The organism is Pseudomonadota bacterium, assembly GCA_027620075.1.
GTDB lineage: Bacteria > Pseudomonadota > Alphaproteobacteria > Rickettsiales > UBA6187 > 1-14-0-20-39-49.
The window spans coordinates 13,535-30,410 of the sequence record JAQCEY010000005.1; the positions used below are offsets into that span (position 1 = coordinate 13,535).

Consider the following 16,876-nt stretch of genomic DNA (forward strand, 5'->3'; position numbering starts at 1 on the left):
GAAATTATATAGTTGAATAGCGTTATTAAAATTGCTAGTAACTAGTGTTGTAAAAAATAACTATATAATTATATGCATAATTTCAGACCGGTATTATACGCAATAGGTATTTTGCTGACTACGCTAGCCGTATTCATGTTAATACCTGCTATATTTGACTATATGTCACAAGATCAGGAATGGGTAGGGTTCTTGTTATCATCATTCATAACCTTCTTTGTCGGGCTTAGTTTTGCACTTACCAATAAGGGAAAAACTGCCCCACTTAATATCAGGCAGGCATTTGTCTTAACTACATTTAGCTGGTTGGCACTGGTAACCTTTGCGGCGTTACCTTTCAAATTTTCAGCGGTCGGGCTTTCTGTTACCGATTCATTTTTTGAATCCATGTCAGGACTAACAACTACCGGAGCAACCGTGCTTACCGGTCTGGACGGACTTCCTCCCGGTATATTGCTATGGCGTTCTTTGCTGCAATGGATAGGCGGTATCGGAATAATCGTGGTAGCTTTGGCGGTCTTGCCTATGTTAAATATCGGAGGTATGCAGTTATTCAGGACGGAGTCATCAGATAAATCGGAAAAAATAATGCCACGAACAGCTCAAATATCAATTGCTATAGGAAGTGTGTATCTTCTACTTACCGTTATTTGCGGTATTATGTTGATATGGGTGGGAATGAGTCATTTTGATGCCGTAAACCATGCTATGACAACAGTTGCTACGGCAGGATTTTCAACGCATGATCAATCCATAGCGTATTTCAACAGCAGCAAAATAGAGTATGTATTAAGTTTTTTCATGTTGGCAGGCGGAATACCGTTTGTTCTATATATTCATTTGTTACAAGGGAATATAAGTGCATTCCACAAAGATTCTCAGGTTAGGTGGTTTCTTACGATAGTTGCTCTTAGCATTCTTGTTTGTGCCATATGGCTAACGCTTAATAACGGTATGGACTTGCCTTACGCATTGAGAGTTTCGTCATTTAATATTGTGTCCATTGCAACTACATCGGGTTTTTCATCTGCGGATTATTCTCTTTGGGGCGGATTTCCGGTAACGTTAATATTTATGTTATCCGTTGTCGGAGGGTGTACCGGTTCAACTACGGGGGGGATAAAAGTATTCAGGTATCAGGTTTTATACCAGACTGCTAAAGCACAGATAAACCACCTCATACAGCCTCATGCCGTCATACGCCCTCGTTTTAACGGCAAACCTCTTTCCGAAGCTATCACAAGTTCAGTTATGAGCTACATAATATTGTTTGCGTTCTCATTTTTAGTGGTAGCACTTATACTTTCATTATGCGGTCTTGATTATATTTCAAGTATGAGCGGTGCGGCAGCCACTCTTGCAAATGTGGGACCGGGTCTTGGCGATGTTATCGGTCCTGCGGGAAATTATGCTGACGTACCTGTTCTTGCAAAGTGGGTGTTGTCGTTTGCCATGCTACTTGGAAGGTTGGAAATATTTACCATACTTGTGCTGTTCTCGTCTTATTTCTGGCAGGACTAGATATTTATAGGAACCGTAGTAGATTACACCGTGCTTTAGATTATGAATTGTAGTGATAACAAGCCTATAATTGTTTGACTTTGGCAGTTTAGTCTGTATAAAAATACGCAATCTATAGAAATGTGCCTTGTTTTCGCAAAACACGATGTAATTCCGGCACTTTTGTGAAAATAAAATACAAGGTTTTTAGATGGTTCTTTCTCGACTTCGTGCCGAGTGGTTCGGCAATATTCGTGGTGATTTACTTGCAGGCACGGTAGTGGCACTTGCACTTATCCCTGAAGCTATAGCTTTTTCCATTATTGCAGGTGTTGACCCGAAAGTCGGGCTTTATGCCTCTTTTTGTATTGCCGTAGTTATTGCATTTGTCGGAGGCAGACCGGGAATGATTTCGGCTGCAACCGGTGCTATGGCTCTGGTGATGGTCACTTTAGTTAAAGAACACGGGCTTGAATATCTGCTGGCAGCTACGGTGCTTACAGGTATTATCCAGATTATAGCGGGTTTTTTAAAGCTCGGTTCGCTCTTGCGGTTTGTTTCCAAATCGGTAGTAACAGGTTTTGTCAATGCGTTGGCAATCCTTATTTTTATGGCACAGTTGCCGGAATTTAGCGGTGCTAGTTGGCAGATGTATGCAATGGTGGCGGCGGGTTTAGGAATTATTTATGGTTTTCCTTATATAACAAAAGCAGTGCCTTCTCCGCTAGTGGCGATTGTAGTTCTGACTGCATTTAGTATTTTTATGGGATTGGATATTCGTACCGTAGGTCATATGGGGCAGTTGCCTGATACTTTTCCTTTATTTATGATTCCGAATATTCCGCTTAATTTGGAAACGCTCATGATTATTCTGCCTTATTCGGTCACGCTGGCAGCGGTCGGCTTACTCGAATCATTGATGACGGCGGTAATCGTAGATGATTTAACCGATACGCCGAGTCAGAAAAACCGTGAATGTGCAGGGCAGGGTATTGCCAATATTGTTGCGGGATTCTTCGGCGGTATGGCAGGCTGTGCAATGATAGGTCAGTCGGTGATTAACGTTAAGTCAGGCGGTAGGGGCAGGCTATCAACTTTTTTTGCCGGAGCCTTTTTACTGTTCCTGATTCTGGTGCTGGGTGATTGGGTAAAGCAAATCCCTATGGCGGCACTGGTCGCGGTAATGATTATGGTGTCAATCGGTACGTTTAGCTGGGCATCGGTAAAAAACCTAAAAACGCATCCGAAATCGTCAAGCCTTGTGATGGTGACAACTGTTGTGGTTGTTGTAGCTACTCATAATCTGGCACTTGGTGTGTTTATCGGCGTATTGATGAGTGCATTATTCTTTGCCAAAAAAGTATCACACCTACTTCTTGTAGAATCGGAACTTACCGATGAAGGAAAACACCGCATTTACCGTGTTTATGGTCAGGTGTTTTTTGCCTCTGCCGATAATTTTTCTGCACGGTTCGACTTTAAAGAAGTGGTTGAGCGTGTAACAATTGATATGACGCAGGCACATTTTTGGGATTTAACAGGTGTCGGTGCACTTGATAAGATAGTGCTGAAATTCCGCCGTGAAGGTACGGATGTAAAAGTGCTTGGATTAAACGAAGCAAGTGCTACTATGGTAGAAAAACTGGCAATCCATGATAAACCGGATGCTATGGAATTAATGATAAAACACTAAAAAGGGGTGGCTATGGGCAAGATTATAGCATGTATAGACGGCTCAACACACGCCGATAGCGTGTGTACTTTAAGTTCATGGGTATCCGGTCAGAGTGGTTTTAAAATATCCCTTCTTCATGTTGTAGCACCTCACACCGAAATGGAAGCTAAAGGCAACTTAAGCGGTTCTATCGGTCTTGGTGCTAAAAGTGAGCTACTGGAAGAATTGACAAAAATAGATGAGGAGCATGGCAGGCTGGAGTTAAAAAAAGGTCGTCTTATGCTTGATCACGCCAAAGAAGAACTTGAAAATCTCGGCATTTCAACTCCTGAAATATTACATCGCCGTGGATCGCTAGTAGAAATAATCGGTGAGTTAGAAGCTGATGTAGAAATAATTATTATGGGCAAACGTGGTGAAAATCATAACAATGCATCGAATCACTTAGGTTCAAACCTAGAGCGTGTTGCACGTTCTATACATAAGCCGTTATTAATAGCTACGGATAATCCCAAAGACATTAAGCGTTTCATTATTGCTTATGACGGCAGCCCGTCCGTAAAAAAAGCGTTAGATTACATCACAAACACACCTCTACTTAAAGGGGCGGACTGTCATTTATTAAAAGCAGGTGATGATAATGCCCAAACGCAAGCTATTATAAAAGAGGCAGAAGATAAACTTAAAGCAGCAAGCTTTAATGTTCATACGCATATTCAAAAAGGCAAGCAGGTAGAGAATTTTGTGGCGGATTATGCTGCCGCTAATGATATTAACCTATTGGTTATCGGTGCATACGGTCATTCAAAAATACGCAGCCTGATACTTGGTAGTACAACCACATCTATTATTCGCAAATCGGATATTCCGGTGCTGTTGTTTAGATAAACTCGGTTATGGCTAGGCTGATACCCGTCTAATTAGAGTAAAGGTAACAAATAATAGCGTGTGTATAATTATTTTCATAAAAACATATTCCTTTGAGTGACATGAAAAATTAAAGATGCTAATTTGCAATTTGACAAGTATAGTAACTTTGAATTTGATTGACAGGGTGCGTAAATTAAATTCAAAGTTACTATATCCAAAAACAGTTAGGTAAAGTGTTTATGAAAAAAATTGAGGTAAAAAGTCCTTTAGTTATCTTGCATGGTGATGAAATGGCACAGGTTGCTTTTGATATGATTATCGAGCGATTTGTTAAGAAATATTTAAAAATCCCCCTACATGAAATGGATTTATCTGCAAAAAATCGCCTTAAAACCAACGGTAAAATTGTTACCGATTCTGTAGAAAGGCTTCTTGAATGCGGAGTAGGCATTAAAAATGCCGGAATTACGGTAAATAAAAAACAGTTAGATGATTTAATAGCCGAGCTTTTAGCGGAAGGTCATAAAATTGATAAAAAAAGCCTTGATAAGCTTGCCACAAAATCCCCTAACGGCACTATCCGCAAAGGAATACACGGCAATATAACCCGTGAGGATATACCTTTTAATAACTTAAAACAGATTATTCCACAGTGGTATGGTAAAAAAATTGATGTTTTAACTATGGAGACAGGCGGTCTTATAGACAGCTTCAATCAGGTATCGCAGTTTGGCGGTATGTTGCGTTTAGAATTCACCGATAGTAAAGGTAAAAAACATCTGCTGCATAGCCGTCCTATTGAAAAAGGCGATCCGTATCTTTTAGCTACTAACGATATTCAACAGGTAAAAGAGTGGGCAAAAGATTTATTTAGCCGTGCAATAAAAGAAGGTCGTGATGTATATGTAGGTCTTAAAGATACCGTAATGCCCGGTTATGACGGTGTTATGAAAGATGCGGTCGAAGAAGTGTTTAAACAGAAATTTGCCGATAAATTTAAGCAAAAAGGGCTTAAATATGAATATGGTCTAATTGACGCACAGGCAGCTTCAATGGTTGTTAATCCTCCGGATAGTGCATTATGGGGAATACCCGATAACACATCGGGTCGCAAAATGTATAAGTTAGTTAATGAGTTGAAAGAATATGGCGTACCGGCACGAAAACACCGAGTTGCTATTTCACGTATGAGTGCAGGAGGCGGCGATCAGTACGGCAGTTTTAATACCCCTGCTCCGGATAACGGAATCTTAAACATATCTATAGGCACTCGCACATTACACTCACGTGATGTTATGGTAGGTGACCCTATAATGCTTATGAGCAATGACCCTAAAGCCATTAAAGATTGGGTGGGGCAGTCTTTTGCAGATGCTGCAAAAAAGGATCAGGAGATTTATTTCGGCTTGAAGCGTGAATATATGGAATATGATAATTTATTTAGCGATATAATAAACGAAGTGCGTGACGAATTAGCCGAAGGCGGCAAAACACCTCCTCCGCTTATGATGATGACACCGTCTAAACAGCTTAATAAAATGGTTTGCGATCCTCCTCGCAATGCTCGTTACGCAGCACTAAACCTAGATGGCGACATATTTTCCGATATAACCGCAGCTCTAGGCGGAAGCCTTGCCACGGCAAGCTCAATCATTGCCAGTAAACAAGGAACTATGCTGTTTGAAGCTCCGCACGGTACTGCTCCGGATTTATATGTTAAGTACATAAAAAGCAACGGAAAAGAAGTGTTGTTCAACCCTTCGGCATTGCTTTATGCCGTAGCTAATGCTTTGGAAGTTATTGCCGAGCGTGAGGATAATAAAAATTTACTGGAGTATTCTGAAAAGCTAAAAAATGCACTTATTGCTACCGTAGATGACGGCATTATTACAGGCGATATAAAAGGCAAAACAACCGACCCTGATAGGGAAAAATTGGTGAATTTACCGATATTCCTTGATGAGGTTGAGGCAAGGCTATAAGGAAGTTCTACCCTAACCGCAACAAATACAACCTTTGTTACGCTTTACGGTTACTTTGCGGAAATCTGTGTTTAAGGCATCATATATAACCATATTCCTTGAAGGTGAATGTTCTATGTCCAATAGTTCCTTTATAGCCTCGGTTGCCAGCATTGAACCCATAACTCCGGCAACACTGCCTATAACTCCCGACTCGGAGCAATCAGGTATCTGTTGCCCTTCAATGGCAGGGAATATACATCTGTAACAGGGATAATCCTTTCCTAAAAATGCCTTAAATACATATAAGTGACCGGTAAAACCGTGTATTGCCGCAGATACTAAAGTTAGCCTATTTTTATAACAAGTATTGTTCAGTAACAATCTGGTTTCGATATTATCCGTGCCGTCAATTATTAAATCATACCCTGATGTTATTTCATCAATATTGCTCTTATCCAGCCTTATGTTGTAACACTCTATATTTATATCCGGGTTCAGGTCGTGCAGTGCCTCTTTGGCACTTTCACACTTATACTCGCCAATGTCGGAGCTTTCATATAAAATCTGCCTTTGCAGGTTAGATAACTCTACCCTGTCACTGTCGATTATGCCTAGCGTGCCTATACCGGAGGCAGTAAGATATAATAATGCCGGACAGCCCAGACCTCCTGCCCCGACAACTAGAACCTTCGAGGATAATAATTTTTCCTGCCCCTTATAGCCTATCAGGGGAAGAGTTATGTTCCTTGAATATCTTTTTTGCTGTTCATGGTTCATATATTAAAAAAGTTCTTTTTATATTTAGTGAATACTGTCAATATACAAACTTAGGCTTGAATAAAATAAATTCAACTGATATCTGTATCATAGATTAATTTTTAAATAAGAGAGTAAATATGTCAGAATTTTCTTCAAATTTGAAAGTACTTATAGCAGGTACGGCATTATCTTTATCATTTAACCTTCCGGCTGTTGCTCAGGATAATGATAGCGATGTTGCAAATGATAATAACAAAAAAGGTTACTCGGTGGAGGAGCAGCTCGACAAAAGGCAGGAACGTCGTGAAAAATGGCTGGAATACAAACAGGATAAAAAAGAGGATTGGCAAGAAACTAAAGAAGAAATAAAAGAAGACCGTCAGGAAAACAGGCGGGACAGAATAGAAGACCGTAAGGAAAACATAACCGATAGAATGGAAGACCGTCAGGAAAACAGACAGGACAGAAGAGAAGACCGTAAGGAAAACATAACCGATAGAATGAAAGACCGTCAGGAAAGCAGACAGGACAGAAGAGAGGATCGTCAGGAAAATATAACCGATAGGATAGAAGATCGTCAGGAAAACAGGCAGGACAGAATAGAAGACCGTAAGGAAAACATAACCGATAGGATAGAAGATCGTAAGGAAAACAGGAATAACAGACAAAATAATCGCCAAAACAATAATCAGGACAGATAAAACTTTATTGTTATCGGTAAATTTGCTATTAGTCCCCGCAGGATTCTAATTTTGCGGGGATATTTTTTTAAATGGCAGCACCTTTGGTACTTTCGGTACATGACGCATATGTAACATTCGGTACAAAGCCGCTATTTGAAGATTTGTCTTTTAATATGCATAGCGGTGATAAAATAAGCCTTGTCGGTAAGAACGGCGCAGGCAAAACTACCCTTATGCAGATAATTACCGGCACAAGGGAAATATATGCAGGGAAAAGATGGGTAGAGCCGGGAATAAATATCGGATACCTGCAACAGGACGCTATGCCCGAATCAACAACCCAAACAGTGCATGACTATATTTTTTCGGGATTGAAAGAAGAAAAACAAACATCAGAATATGAATATATGGTGCAGATGGTGGTAGAGCCGTTCGACCTGCACCCGGACGACAGGATAGCAACTTTGTCAGGCGGACAAATGAGGCGTGCGGCACTGGCAAGGGCTTTGGTGGAAGAGCCTGAGATATTACTGCTTGACGAGCCTACAAACCACCTTGACCTTGTTGCAATACAATGGCTTGAAGAGTTTTTAAAATCATATCGTGGAACTTTGTTATGTGTAAGCCACGATAAGACATTCCTTACAAATATATCGGATAAGATATTCTGGCTTGATAGAGGAAGAGTAAGGGTATGCCCCAAAGGCTTCGGGTATTTTGACGAGTGGTCGCAAATGCTTGTAGAGCAGGAGGAGCGTGAGCTTGCCAAACGCCAGAAAATTGTCGATATGGAGGTAGAATGGGCAAGCAAGGGTATAAAGGCACGCAGAAAAAGAAATGTCCGCAGACTGGAAGAAATGAAGAAAGCCAGAGACAGGTTGAAATCCGATAAAAGCCTGTTCAACAAAACGATGCGTAAAATCGAACTGGAGCCGGTAGAAGCCTCGCAGGTTTCAAAAGTGATGGCAGAGTTTTATAATGTCGGTAAGTCTTTTGAAGAGGACGGGCGGAAAACCGTAATACTGGATAAGTTCAATTTCAGGGTTATGAAAGGTGATAGGATAGGTATATTGGGTAAGAACGGCTCGGGCAAAACCACTTTCCTAAAATTACTGACACAAAGCCTAAAGCCTGACAGAGGCACGGTAAAAGTGGCTAAAACAGTTGAAATATCATATTTTGACCAAAAGCGTGAAGACCTGAAATTAAATCACAGTATGTGGCATAATTTATGTCCTGACGGAGGCGAGTATATAAATGTAGGCGGAAAACAACGCCATGTATGCGGATATTTAAAGGACTTTCTGTTTGATCCCAAATCCGCACACGACCTAGTAAGCACATTATCGGGCGGGCAGAAAAACAGGCTAATGCTGGCAAAAGTGCTGGCAAATCCGGGTAACTTCATGATACTGGACGAGCCGACAAACGACCTTGATATGGATACGCTTGATATGCTTGAAGAGATATTATCGCAATATCAGGGTACGCTGTTTATCGTAAGCCACGATAGGGATTTCCTCGACCAAACAGTAACGAAAACATTGGCTTTTGAAGGCAACGGGATAGTTGACGGTTATATTGGCGGATATAGTGATTACTTAGAAGCGGTATCGGGAAATGAAACCAATAACAATGATGTGAAAAAAACACCACAGAAGAAAAAAGAGCCTGCAAAAAAGCAGGAAAATCAAACTAATAAACTATCATACAAATTACAGTTCGAATTAGATAACCTGCCTGAAAAAATCAGCAATCTGGAAAAAGAGATAAAAGAACTGCACGAACTGCTATCTGACTCCAAGCTATATATGAGTGAGCCTGAAAAGTTCGATAAAGCCACAAAGAGAGTAGGCAAAGCACAGGAGGAGTTGGAAAAGTCAGAATTACGCTGGCTGGAACTTTCAGAAGTGAAAGAGTCATAAAAGCACTAGTTGAAAAATTAATTATTGCTCAACGGCAGTTTTTTCATTATCTGTTAATGTTTATAATATTTCTAATAGGTAGTATAATGAAGCATAACCCTGTATCCGGTAACTTTTTCAGAAACATTGTAAAGAAAGGTAATAATATCAGAAAACAATTTGAAGAAAAAATGAATGCAATAGATAACGATTTGGCACTTGAGCAAAGTTGGGAAAAAATTGAAGAAAACGATGCTATTCCACCTGAGGAAAAATGGCAGTTAGTTGCAAAACAAAACGGACGTATGTCTTATGCACAGGCATTAAAAAGAAACTTGCCCGATGTTGAAAAAAATACCGATGATTATGTAAAAATAACAATGCCCCGCTCCGGCAATCAAGGATTCGGGAAATAGTTTTTATTTAGTAGAACCGACATTTATTTTTCCGTCTTTGATGTTTAAATAACTCTCACCGTTTTTCAGTGAAAGTGCATATTTGCCAAATACCTCATAACGCCAGCCTTTTGATAAAAGTGCCGGTAATTCATTATCGGTTGCTATTTCCTTTAAGTCGTCGGTAGTGGCAACTATTTTTTCGGCTACATGGAATTTCTCACACTGAGCCTTCAACAGAACTTTTAAAAGTTCAATCGTTGAACCGTCAGCCTTTTGAGAACTTTTTAATTTACTTAATTTAGGAAGGTCAGCCTCGGGAATGTTGTTGCCACGTTCTATCGCCTCAATTATTTCCATTTCATGCGATTTTTTCAGATTACCTACAGAACGTATTTTAGTAAGCTGAACCGTGTCCTTCGGACATACCGCAGCTATTTCTAGCAGTGACTGGTCTTTTACTATATGTCCTCTTGGTTTATCCAGTTCCATTGCTTTTATTTCACGCCAAGCTGCAAGTTCTTTCAATACACCTAAAAAACGCCGTGATGTACCCCTTGGTTTTAACTTTTTCCAAGCATATTCGGGACTGGTGCTGTAAGTGTTAGGGTTTGTTAGTGTTTCCATTTCCTCTTCCAGCCATTTTGCCCGACCGGAACTTTCTAATTGTATTTTTAATTTCTGATAGATAGTTCGCAAGTGAGTAACGTCAGATAGTGCGTATTGTAGTTGTTTGTCCGTAAGCGGTCGCCTTGACCAATCCGTAAAACGTGAGCTTTTGTCGGTATTAGCTTTTGCAAGCTCGCTGACTAAAGTTGCATAACTCACCGATGCACCGAATCCGCATACCATAGCTGCTACCTGCGTATCAAATAGCGGCTCCGGTATTTTCCCCGATAGGTTCAGGATAATCTCAATATCCTGCCTCGCCGAGTGAAAAACCTTTAAAATGCTCTTGTTACAAAATATCTCGAATAACGGTGAAAGATCCATATTTTCAGATAACGGGTCTATGGCAAAATCGATATCATCAGATGCAACCTGTACCAGACAAAGCTTAGGGTAATATGTTCTTTCTCTTAAAAATTCGGTATCAACGGTAATATATTCGTTATTTGAAAGTTCCTTACATAGCTCTTTAAGTTCGTTCGTATCTGTAACAAGTTTCATAAAATAGAGAATTATTTCGTATTATAAGAATCCTATACTACAAAATAATAACAGAAAGTCACGTATTAATCTCTTATGGAGCATTGTTATTGACGAATGTGTGACTGTCCTCCTTGGAAAAAATAAAAATTCAAAGTACATGTCCTAAATCATTATTCTCTAGATTCTCTAAATAACATTCTAAATTACCGGAAATTTTTGTAAAAACTGCCGGAAAATAAAGTGTCAATATGGGTTTCGAATCAATTCAACAAAAAACTGTACACTATGTCTTCGGTATATATCATGTTTAAGTGGTCGGAGCGAGTGAACGCATTTCGAAGCAATGAGGAGTTGATGTTAGTTGTTTTGACGATTAGGAGGAAATATCCTAATCAATTTTCTACACCTAAATCTTGTCGTATAGCTTCTTCCAACTTCTTAACTACCTTTCCACGCTGATCCTTTGGAGCACCTTGATATGAAAGTATAATCTTTCTAATTTTTTCTGGAGCGACAATATTTACGCGTGCAGCCCATAGCCCGGCACAAACGGCCTCCTCAGGGGTTGAATTAACTTTTGCGATAGAACCAAAAAAGCCAACATAGGCTTCTTTCTTTTCTTGAAAGGCACGATTATTCAAATGCTGTCTATTAGTAATCCATGCTTGGACGAGTGTAGTTAGCAAACTGCCAACAATACCTGCTGCTGATAAAATTTGTATATAATCCATGGTTAGAATCCATTCACTTGTTTTTCGATGATTTTAGAGAAAAGCTATCCATAAAACAATGAAATAAGTGTTCGAACAATGGTCGGGGTGGAGAGATTCGAACTCCCGACCCTCTGGTCCCAAACCAGATGCGCTACCAGACTGCGCTACACCCCGAATTGCAAGCCTTTTAAAAGCTTTTTATCTGTTATTCTTAAAAACAGGAAAGTACTTATATCAGGTTTTTTTTTAATATCTAGTATTTCTTACAAAAACCTTCAAAATTTCTAGGTTTGAATTTAAATTGGAACATACTTTCATTCGGTTCTCTTCGGATTCCATATAAATAGTCCTTGCAATAGAGCATGTTCTGCAAATTTGAGCCGCACCTATACACTTTGCAAGTGAGTCTATTTCCTTTAAGGCACTTAGCCAAATATTATCATTTACAGGTTTTGACATTAACTTCAGGCATTCATGCGTGTTCATGAAAAATAAATCTATAATTTCTTTTTCAATAGACTTCATGTTATTTGTTAAATTGTTTAAAGTATTGATATCTAAAGGTACACTACCTGTTTCCTGATTTTTTTCCATTAATTACCTAAAATGAATTTTTATTTCATAGTACCAAAATTAATGAATGATTTCAAGTGCGAATGTAAAAAAAAGGTCACAAAAAATGTGACCTTTTAAATTATTGATTTAATTTTAACCATTAAAAGAAACGACGTTTCTTTTTAGGCTCGTCTTCTTTTGGTTCGGACGGGCTGTCGTTAGACGGTTTTGGCTGCTCAACATTGCTGCTATCACCATCACGATTCCTGTCACGATTATCACGTGAAGAAGTGCGGTTATCACGGTCACGACCTTTACCGCCGCGTCCGCTGTCACGACCACCATCACGACCGCCGCGAGAAGAAGGACGTGTGCCGTCATCTTCAAACTGGTCTGATAAATCCTCGCCGGTTTCCTGATTAACACGTTTTATGCTAAGGCGAACCTTGCCACGCTCAACGCTTAATACTTTAACCTTAACCTTGTCACCTTCGGAAAGTTCGTCGGATATTTTTTCTATCCTTTCGTTCTTAACTTCAGAAATGTGAACAAGACCGTCAGTTTTACCAAGGAAATTAACCAAAGCACCGAAGTCCAGAAGCTTAACAACCTTACCGTTGTATATTTTGCCTATCTCAACTTCAGAAACCGTATCCTGAATAAGTTTTATAGCCTTTTCAACCGATTCAAGACCGATTGCGGCAACTTTTACGGTTCCGTCTTCTTCAATGTCAATCTTAGCACCTGTGGTTTCGCATATCTCACGTATGTTCTTACCGGCAGGTCCTATAACCTCACCTATCTTATCCTTAGGTATGGTTATTGAACGTATCTGAGGAGCATTAGCATTAACACCTTCACGGTTTTGGGCAATTGCCTTATTCATTTCGGCAAGAATATGGATACGTCCGTCTTTTGCCTGTGCAAGAGCGACTTTCATAATTTCGGTAGTGATACCGTTTATTTTTATATCCATTTGAAGTGCGGTAACACCTTCTGATGTTCCGGCAACTTTAAAGTCCATATCACCTAAATGATCTTCATCGCCTAAGATATCCGAAAGTACCGAGAAATCTTTACCTTCCTTAATAAGACCCATGGCTATACCGGCAACAGGGGCAGATAAAGGAACACCTGCGTCCATCATAGATAGTGATGAGCCGCACACCGTAGCCATTGAAGAAGAACCGTTAGATTCGGTAACTTCAGAAACTACACGTATCGTGTAAGGGAATTGCTCAGGCTCAGGAAGAACGGCACGAACGGCTCTCCACGCCAATTTTCCGTGTCCTATCTCACGACGACCGGGTGACTTTAGGAAGCTTGCTTCACCGACAGAATATGGAGGGAAGTTATAATGTAGCATGAAGCGTTCTTTATATTCACCTTCAAGCTCGTCAACTATCTGCATATCCTGACCCGTACCAAGCGTAGAAACCGCTAAAGCCTGTGTTTCACCACGGGTAAATAAAGCAGAACCGTGAGCTCTCGGAAGTAAAGATACGGTAGCCTGAATGCCCCTTACGTCAGATTCGCCACGACCGTCAATACGTTTTTTAGTCTTTAATATGTCGCCACGTACGATGTTTTTCTCAACTTTCTTGAAAGCTCCGCCAACTTTAATTGCGTCAAATTCTTCACCAAGCTCTGCTTCTAAAGTAGCTATAGCCTCGTCTTTAATGCAGTTAAGTTTTTCAACACGGCTTTGCTTGTCTGTTTCGGCATAAGCTTCACGTAGTTTTTTCTCCGTAAGGTCGCTTACACGTTTTTCAAGAGCCGAATTATCGGGTTTTTCAAAGTTCCAAGCAGGCTTACCTGCCTCAGCCTTAAACTCGTTTATAAGTTTGATTATCGGCTGCATTTCCTTATGTCCGAACTCAACCGCACCAAGCATAATTTCTTCTGAAAGTATTTTAGCTTCAGATTCAACCATAAGAACAGAGCTTTCAGTTCCGGCAACTACTAAATCCAGTTGTGACTCTGCCGTCTGTTCAGGGGTAGGGTTAAGGACGTATTTTCCGTCAATATAACCGACCCTTGCTCCGGCAATTGCTTCTTCAAAAGGAATACCTGAAATAGCCAATGCCGCAGAACAGCCTATCAATGCCACAACATCAGGGTCATTTTCCATATCATGAGATAATACGGTAGCTATAACTTGAGTTTCATTGTAAAAACCGTCCGGAAATAGCGGACGCAAAGGTCTGTCTATAAGACGTGATGTAAGGGTTTCTTTTTCGGAAGGTCTGCCTTCTCTTTTGAAGAATCCACCCGGAATTTTTCCGGCTGCGAATGCTTTTTGTTGGTAGTTAACTGTAAGAGGGAAAAAATCTATACCTTCTTTAGCTTTTTTTTGAGCAACTGCCGTACATAGAACAACAGTCTCTCCATACGTTATTTTAACGGCTCCATCGGCCTGTCGGGCTATTTCACCCGTTTCTAGCTGAAGTTTTCTGTCTCCCCAGCTTATTTCTTTCTTTTTTATATCAAACATGTCTATCCTTATTTATACATAATTATTACCCTAGATACATTCTCTAGTGTTTTATCTTCGATTTTGAACCTTTAATTTTAAAGACACTAATAAAAGCAAAAAACACTATACGGCAGATTATTTACATTAAAAATGCCGTAGGCTTAAATATAGAATGCCCGTAAAAAACTTAGAGAAAACATAGATAAAAAGGTTCTCTCAAGTTCAAACGAAAAAACTATACAAAAACAGTCTTAAATCAATAGGGTAAAAAAAGCTACTACTTTCTTAATCCTAGCTTTTTAATTAGAGGCTCGTAGCGGTTGAAGTCTTTCTTTTTAAGATACTCAAGTAGCTTTCTTCTGCGACCGACCAGTATTAAAAGACCTCTTCTTGAGTGATGATCTTTTGCGTTAGTTTTAAAGTGTTCAGTCAAGTTAGCGATACGCTCGGTTAAAACCGCAACCTGAATTTCAGTTGAACCGGTATCACCATCTTTTGTGGCAAATTCTGTAATAATCTCTTGTTTACGTGTAGCTGTAACCGACATCTTAAACTCCTAAAATAATAATTATAAATTAAAAACACGGGAAGGCTTTATAATTGCGTTCCCAACTTCACACAGGGCTATCAGCTTTCCGTTTGATTTGACTGCGGTAATATCACCTTGCGTCAACCCATCTGATTTAAAACTAATAGTTTTCCCTTGCCTCAGGGACGTTGCTTCTTCGTTAGTAATATCAAGTACAGGGATGTCGTCTAGCACTTGTTCTACAGGTAAAAGCAGTTCCTCAGAGCCGTCCTTATACACCTTATTATCGAACATATCCAGTAAAATCGCACTTTTTATACAAAAATTCCCGACTTTGGTACGCTTTAACATTGTTACATGACCTTGCGTGCCAAGCTTTGCGGCTAAATCAATTGCCAAAGAGCGGATATAAGTGCCTTTTGAACATTGCGTGCGGAAGGTATTGGCTCCTAGGTATTCCAGCGTATATATACTGACTTTGCGTGATTTTATCGTAACTTCTTTGCCCTGACGTGCCAAATCGTAAGCTCTCTTGCCGTCAATTTTGATAGCTGAAAATGCAGGAGGTGTCTGTTCTATTTCTCCTATAAAAAAGGGGAGGGCGGTTTGTATTTCCTGCTCGGCGGGGATAATTTTAGACGTTTGAATTATCTCTCCTTCCGCATCGCCCGTAGATGTTGCCTCGCCCCATTTTATGGTGAATTCATACTCTTTTTTTGCGTCCATCATGTAATTTATGGTTTTCGTGGCTTCGCCAAAAGCAATGGGCAAAACACCTTCGGCAAGGGGGTCAAGCGTGCCTGCGTGACCTACTTTTTTTGCGTTATAGTAGCGTTTTAATATGGCAACTACTTTTGTGGACGTAACCCCAGCAGGTTTGTTTATGTTTAACCAGCCATTGATGCTATTGCGTTGTTTTTTTTGCATATTAAAATATTTGTGAAAGTAATTTATATATCAATACAACCATTCCAACAACAAAGAGTTTTAAATTTATATCGTTTTTTGTTTGAAAACTCTTGATATAAGGGCTTGAAACAAATTTGTTCAAACGAAACTTAAAACCTATTACAAGGATTGAAGTTGAAAAAAAAGTTCCAAAAATAAAAAATTTGAAATTACCAGAATCAAATCCTTTATCTAATGTTAACATTATAAAGCCACCGATAAAAAATATCATTAAAGGTATAGAAATTAAAGAAACACCTATTCTTACAAATAAGTCAGCCCTACTTAATTTTAATTTTGTCATTATGAATATTTATAGTGATTTTTACAATGGATTCCTGCCTTCGCAGGAATGACAAGCAATAAAATCTAAACAATTTCTTCACTTTTTACCTTGGAGATAATGTTCTCTATATTATCTGCATTTTCAAAACTGTCATCGATTTTGAAAAATATCTTAGGTGCAAAACGAAGTTTAGCCCTTTTTAGAACCTGATGGGTTATTTGCGGTGATATGCGGTTAAGTGCTTCGATAAAACCTTCGGGAGCTTTGCCTGCCAGAGGGAAAACAAATGCCGTAGCGTTTCTAAGGTCGGGGCTAACCCGCACCTCCGGTACGGTTATAGAAACTCCAACCAATTCAGGTTCGTAAATAGTACCTTGCATAAATATGCTTGATAATGCATGTCTTATCTCTTCACCTACCCTCAACTGGCGTTGACTGGGCATCTTATTAAAATCCGTTTTAATCAT

General features: G+C 39.6%; 15 protein-coding genes, 1 tRNA gene and 1 pseudogene. 7 read left to right on the forward strand and 10 right to left on the reverse strand.

Annotated features, from left to right (window positions below):
* The first annotated feature begins 72 nt into the window (after positions 1–72).
* The 4 genes from O2942_07715 to O2942_07730 all read left to right on the forward strand — a co-directional run bounded on the left by O2942_07715 (position 73) and on the right by O2942_07730 (position 6,027).
* Positions 73–1,521, forward strand: a complete 1,449-nt coding sequence (locus tag O2942_07715) for a TrkH family potassium uptake protein (GenBank protein ID MDA0782135.1) — start codon at positions 73–75, stop codon at positions 1,519–1,521.
* A gap of 190 nt (positions 1,522–1,711) precedes the next feature.
* Positions 1,712–3,193 carry a SulP family inorganic anion transporter gene (locus O2942_07720; protein MDA0782136.1) on the forward strand — a complete coding sequence of 494 codons (1,482 nt, stop codon included), beginning with the start codon at positions 1,712–1,714 and terminating at the stop codon, positions 3,191–3,193.
* A gap of 12 nt (positions 3,194–3,205) precedes the next feature.
* Entirely contained in the window at positions 3,206–4,063 is an 858-nt protein-coding gene (locus O2942_07725) for a universal stress protein (protein ID MDA0782137.1), read from the forward strand.
* Positions 4,064–4,284: 221 nt separating this feature from the next.
* Positions 4,285–6,027, forward strand: a complete 1,743-nt coding sequence (locus O2942_07730; protein MDA0782138.1) for an isocitrate/isopropylmalate family dehydrogenase — start codon at positions 4,285–4,287, stop codon at positions 6,025–6,027.
* A 12-nt stretch (positions 6,028–6,039) separates the two neighbouring features.
* On the opposite strand, the gene O2942_07735 is transcribed toward O2942_07730, so the two are convergent.
* Positions 6,040–6,786 (reverse strand): HesA/MoeB/ThiF family protein, encoded by a 747-nt coding sequence (locus O2942_07735; protein ID MDA0782139.1) that lies wholly within the window; start codon positions 6,784–6,786, stop codon positions 6,040–6,042.
* 119 nt (positions 6,787–6,905) lie between these two features.
* Here O2942_07735 and O2942_07740 point away from each other — a divergent pair, with 119 nt between their 5' ends.
* The 3 genes from O2942_07740 to O2942_07750 all read left to right on the forward strand — a co-directional run bounded on the left by O2942_07740 (position 6,906) and on the right by O2942_07750 (position 9,771).
* Positions 6,906–7,469 (forward strand): hypothetical protein, encoded by a 564-nt coding sequence (locus tag O2942_07740; GenBank protein MDA0782140.1) that lies wholly within the window; start codon positions 6,906–6,908, stop codon positions 7,467–7,469.
* Between the two features lie 71 nt (positions 7,470–7,540).
* Positions 7,541–9,376: an ATP-binding cassette domain-containing protein gene (locus O2942_07745; protein MDA0782141.1), complete on the forward strand. Its 1,836-nt coding sequence runs from the start codon at positions 7,541–7,543 to the stop codon at positions 9,374–9,376.
* 86 nt (positions 9,377–9,462) lie between these two features.
* Positions 9,463–9,771: a hypothetical protein gene (locus tag O2942_07750; protein MDA0782142.1), complete on the forward strand. Its 309-nt coding sequence runs from the start codon at positions 9,463–9,465 to the stop codon at positions 9,769–9,771.
* Positions 9,772–9,774: 3 nt separating this feature from the next.
* On the opposite strand, the gene rnd is transcribed toward O2942_07750, so the two are convergent.
* From rnd to rbfA, 9 genes and pseudogenes are all read right to left on the reverse strand, one after another.
* On the reverse strand, positions 9,775–10,920 hold the full coding sequence (gene rnd / locus O2942_07755) for a ribonuclease D (protein MDA0782143.1): 1,146 nt from the start codon (positions 10,918–10,920) through the stop codon (positions 9,775–9,777).
* Between the two features lie 374 nt (positions 10,921–11,294).
* Complete coding sequence (locus O2942_07760; protein MDA0782144.1) at positions 11,295–11,633, reverse strand: hypothetical protein; 339 nt, start codon at positions 11,631–11,633, stop codon at positions 11,295–11,297.
* Positions 11,634–11,712: 79 nt separating this feature from the next.
* Positions 11,713–11,789: transfer RNA gene (locus tag O2942_07765), tRNA-Pro, on the reverse strand.
* Positions 11,790–11,861: 72 nt separating this feature from the next.
* Positions 11,862–12,209 (reverse strand): hypothetical protein, encoded by a 348-nt coding sequence (locus tag O2942_07770; protein ID MDA0782145.1) that lies wholly within the window; start codon positions 12,207–12,209, stop codon positions 11,862–11,864.
* Between the two features lie 337 nt (positions 12,210–12,546).
* Positions 12,547–14,670: pseudogene (pnp, locus tag O2942_07775) on the reverse strand (polyribonucleotide nucleotidyltransferase).
* 253 nt (positions 14,671–14,923) lie between these two features.
* Positions 14,924–15,193 carry a 30S ribosomal protein S15 gene (gene rpsO / locus O2942_07780; GenBank protein ID MDA0782146.1) on the reverse strand — a complete coding sequence of 90 codons (270 nt, stop codon included), beginning with the start codon at positions 15,191–15,193 and terminating at the stop codon, positions 14,924–14,926.
* A 21-nt stretch (positions 15,194–15,214) separates the two neighbouring features.
* Positions 15,215–16,102 (reverse strand): tRNA pseudouridine(55) synthase TruB, encoded by an 888-nt coding sequence (gene truB, locus O2942_07785; protein MDA0782147.1) that lies wholly within the window; start codon positions 16,100–16,102, stop codon positions 15,215–15,217.
* A gap of 1 nt (position 16,103) precedes the next feature.
* Entirely contained in the window at positions 16,104–16,427 is a 324-nt protein-coding gene (locus O2942_07790) for a hypothetical protein (protein ID MDA0782148.1), read from the reverse strand.
* A gap of 65 nt (positions 16,428–16,492) precedes the next feature.
* Positions 16,493–16,876: a 30S ribosome-binding factor RbfA gene (gene rbfA / locus O2942_07795; protein ID MDA0782149.1), complete on the reverse strand. Its 384-nt coding sequence runs from the start codon at positions 16,874–16,876 to the stop codon at positions 16,493–16,495.

What these genes read in the sequence shown, in the direction of transcription:
- O2942_07760 (MDA0782144.1), bottom strand. Translation starts at nt 11,633, where the DNA reads ATGGATTATATACAAATTTTATCAGCAGCAGGTATTGTTGGCAGTTTG.
- truB (MDA0782147.1), bottom strand. Translation starts at nt 16,102, where the DNA reads ATGCAAAAAAAACAACGCAATAGCATCAATGGCTGGTTAAACATAAAC.
- rbfA (MDA0782149.1), bottom strand. Translation starts at nt 16,876, where the DNA reads ATGATTAAAACGGATTTTAATAAGATGCCCAGTCAACGCCAGTTGAGG.
- O2942_07735 (MDA0782139.1), bottom strand. Translation starts at nt 6,786, where the DNA reads ATGAACCATGAACAGCAAAAAAGATATTCAAGGAACATAACTCTTCCC.
- O2942_07715 (MDA0782135.1), top strand. Translation starts at nt 73, where the DNA reads ATGCATAATTTCAGACCGGTATTATACGCAATAGGTATTTTGCTGACT.
- O2942_07770 (MDA0782145.1), bottom strand. Translation starts at nt 12,209, where the DNA reads ATGGAAAAAAATCAGGAAACAGGTAGTGTACCTTTAGATATCAATACT.
- O2942_07725 (MDA0782137.1), top strand. Translation starts at nt 3,206, where the DNA reads ATGGGCAAGATTATAGCATGTATAGACGGCTCAACACACGCCGATAGC.
- O2942_07730 (MDA0782138.1), top strand. Translation starts at nt 4,285, where the DNA reads ATGAAAAAAATTGAGGTAAAAAGTCCTTTAGTTATCTTGCATGGTGAT.
- O2942_07745 (MDA0782141.1), top strand. Translation starts at nt 7,541, where the DNA reads ATGGCAGCACCTTTGGTACTTTCGGTACATGACGCATATGTAACATTC.
- O2942_07740 (MDA0782140.1), top strand. Translation starts at nt 6,906, where the DNA reads ATGTCAGAATTTTCTTCAAATTTGAAAGTACTTATAGCAGGTACGGCA.
- O2942_07790 (MDA0782148.1), bottom strand. Translation starts at nt 16,427, where the DNA reads ATGACAAAATTAAAATTAAGTAGGGCTGACTTATTTGTAAGAATAGGT.
- O2942_07720 (MDA0782136.1), top strand. Translation starts at nt 1,712, where the DNA reads ATGGTTCTTTCTCGACTTCGTGCCGAGTGGTTCGGCAATATTCGTGGT.
- rnd (MDA0782143.1), bottom strand. Translation starts at nt 10,920, where the DNA reads ATGAAACTTGTTACAGATACGAACGAACTTAAAGAGCTATGTAAGGAA.
- rpsO (MDA0782146.1), bottom strand. Translation starts at nt 15,193, where the DNA reads ATGTCGGTTACAGCTACACGTAAACAAGAGATTATTACAGAATTTGCC.
- O2942_07750 (MDA0782142.1), top strand. Translation starts at nt 9,463, where the DNA reads ATGAAGCATAACCCTGTATCCGGTAACTTTTTCAGAAACATTGTAAAG.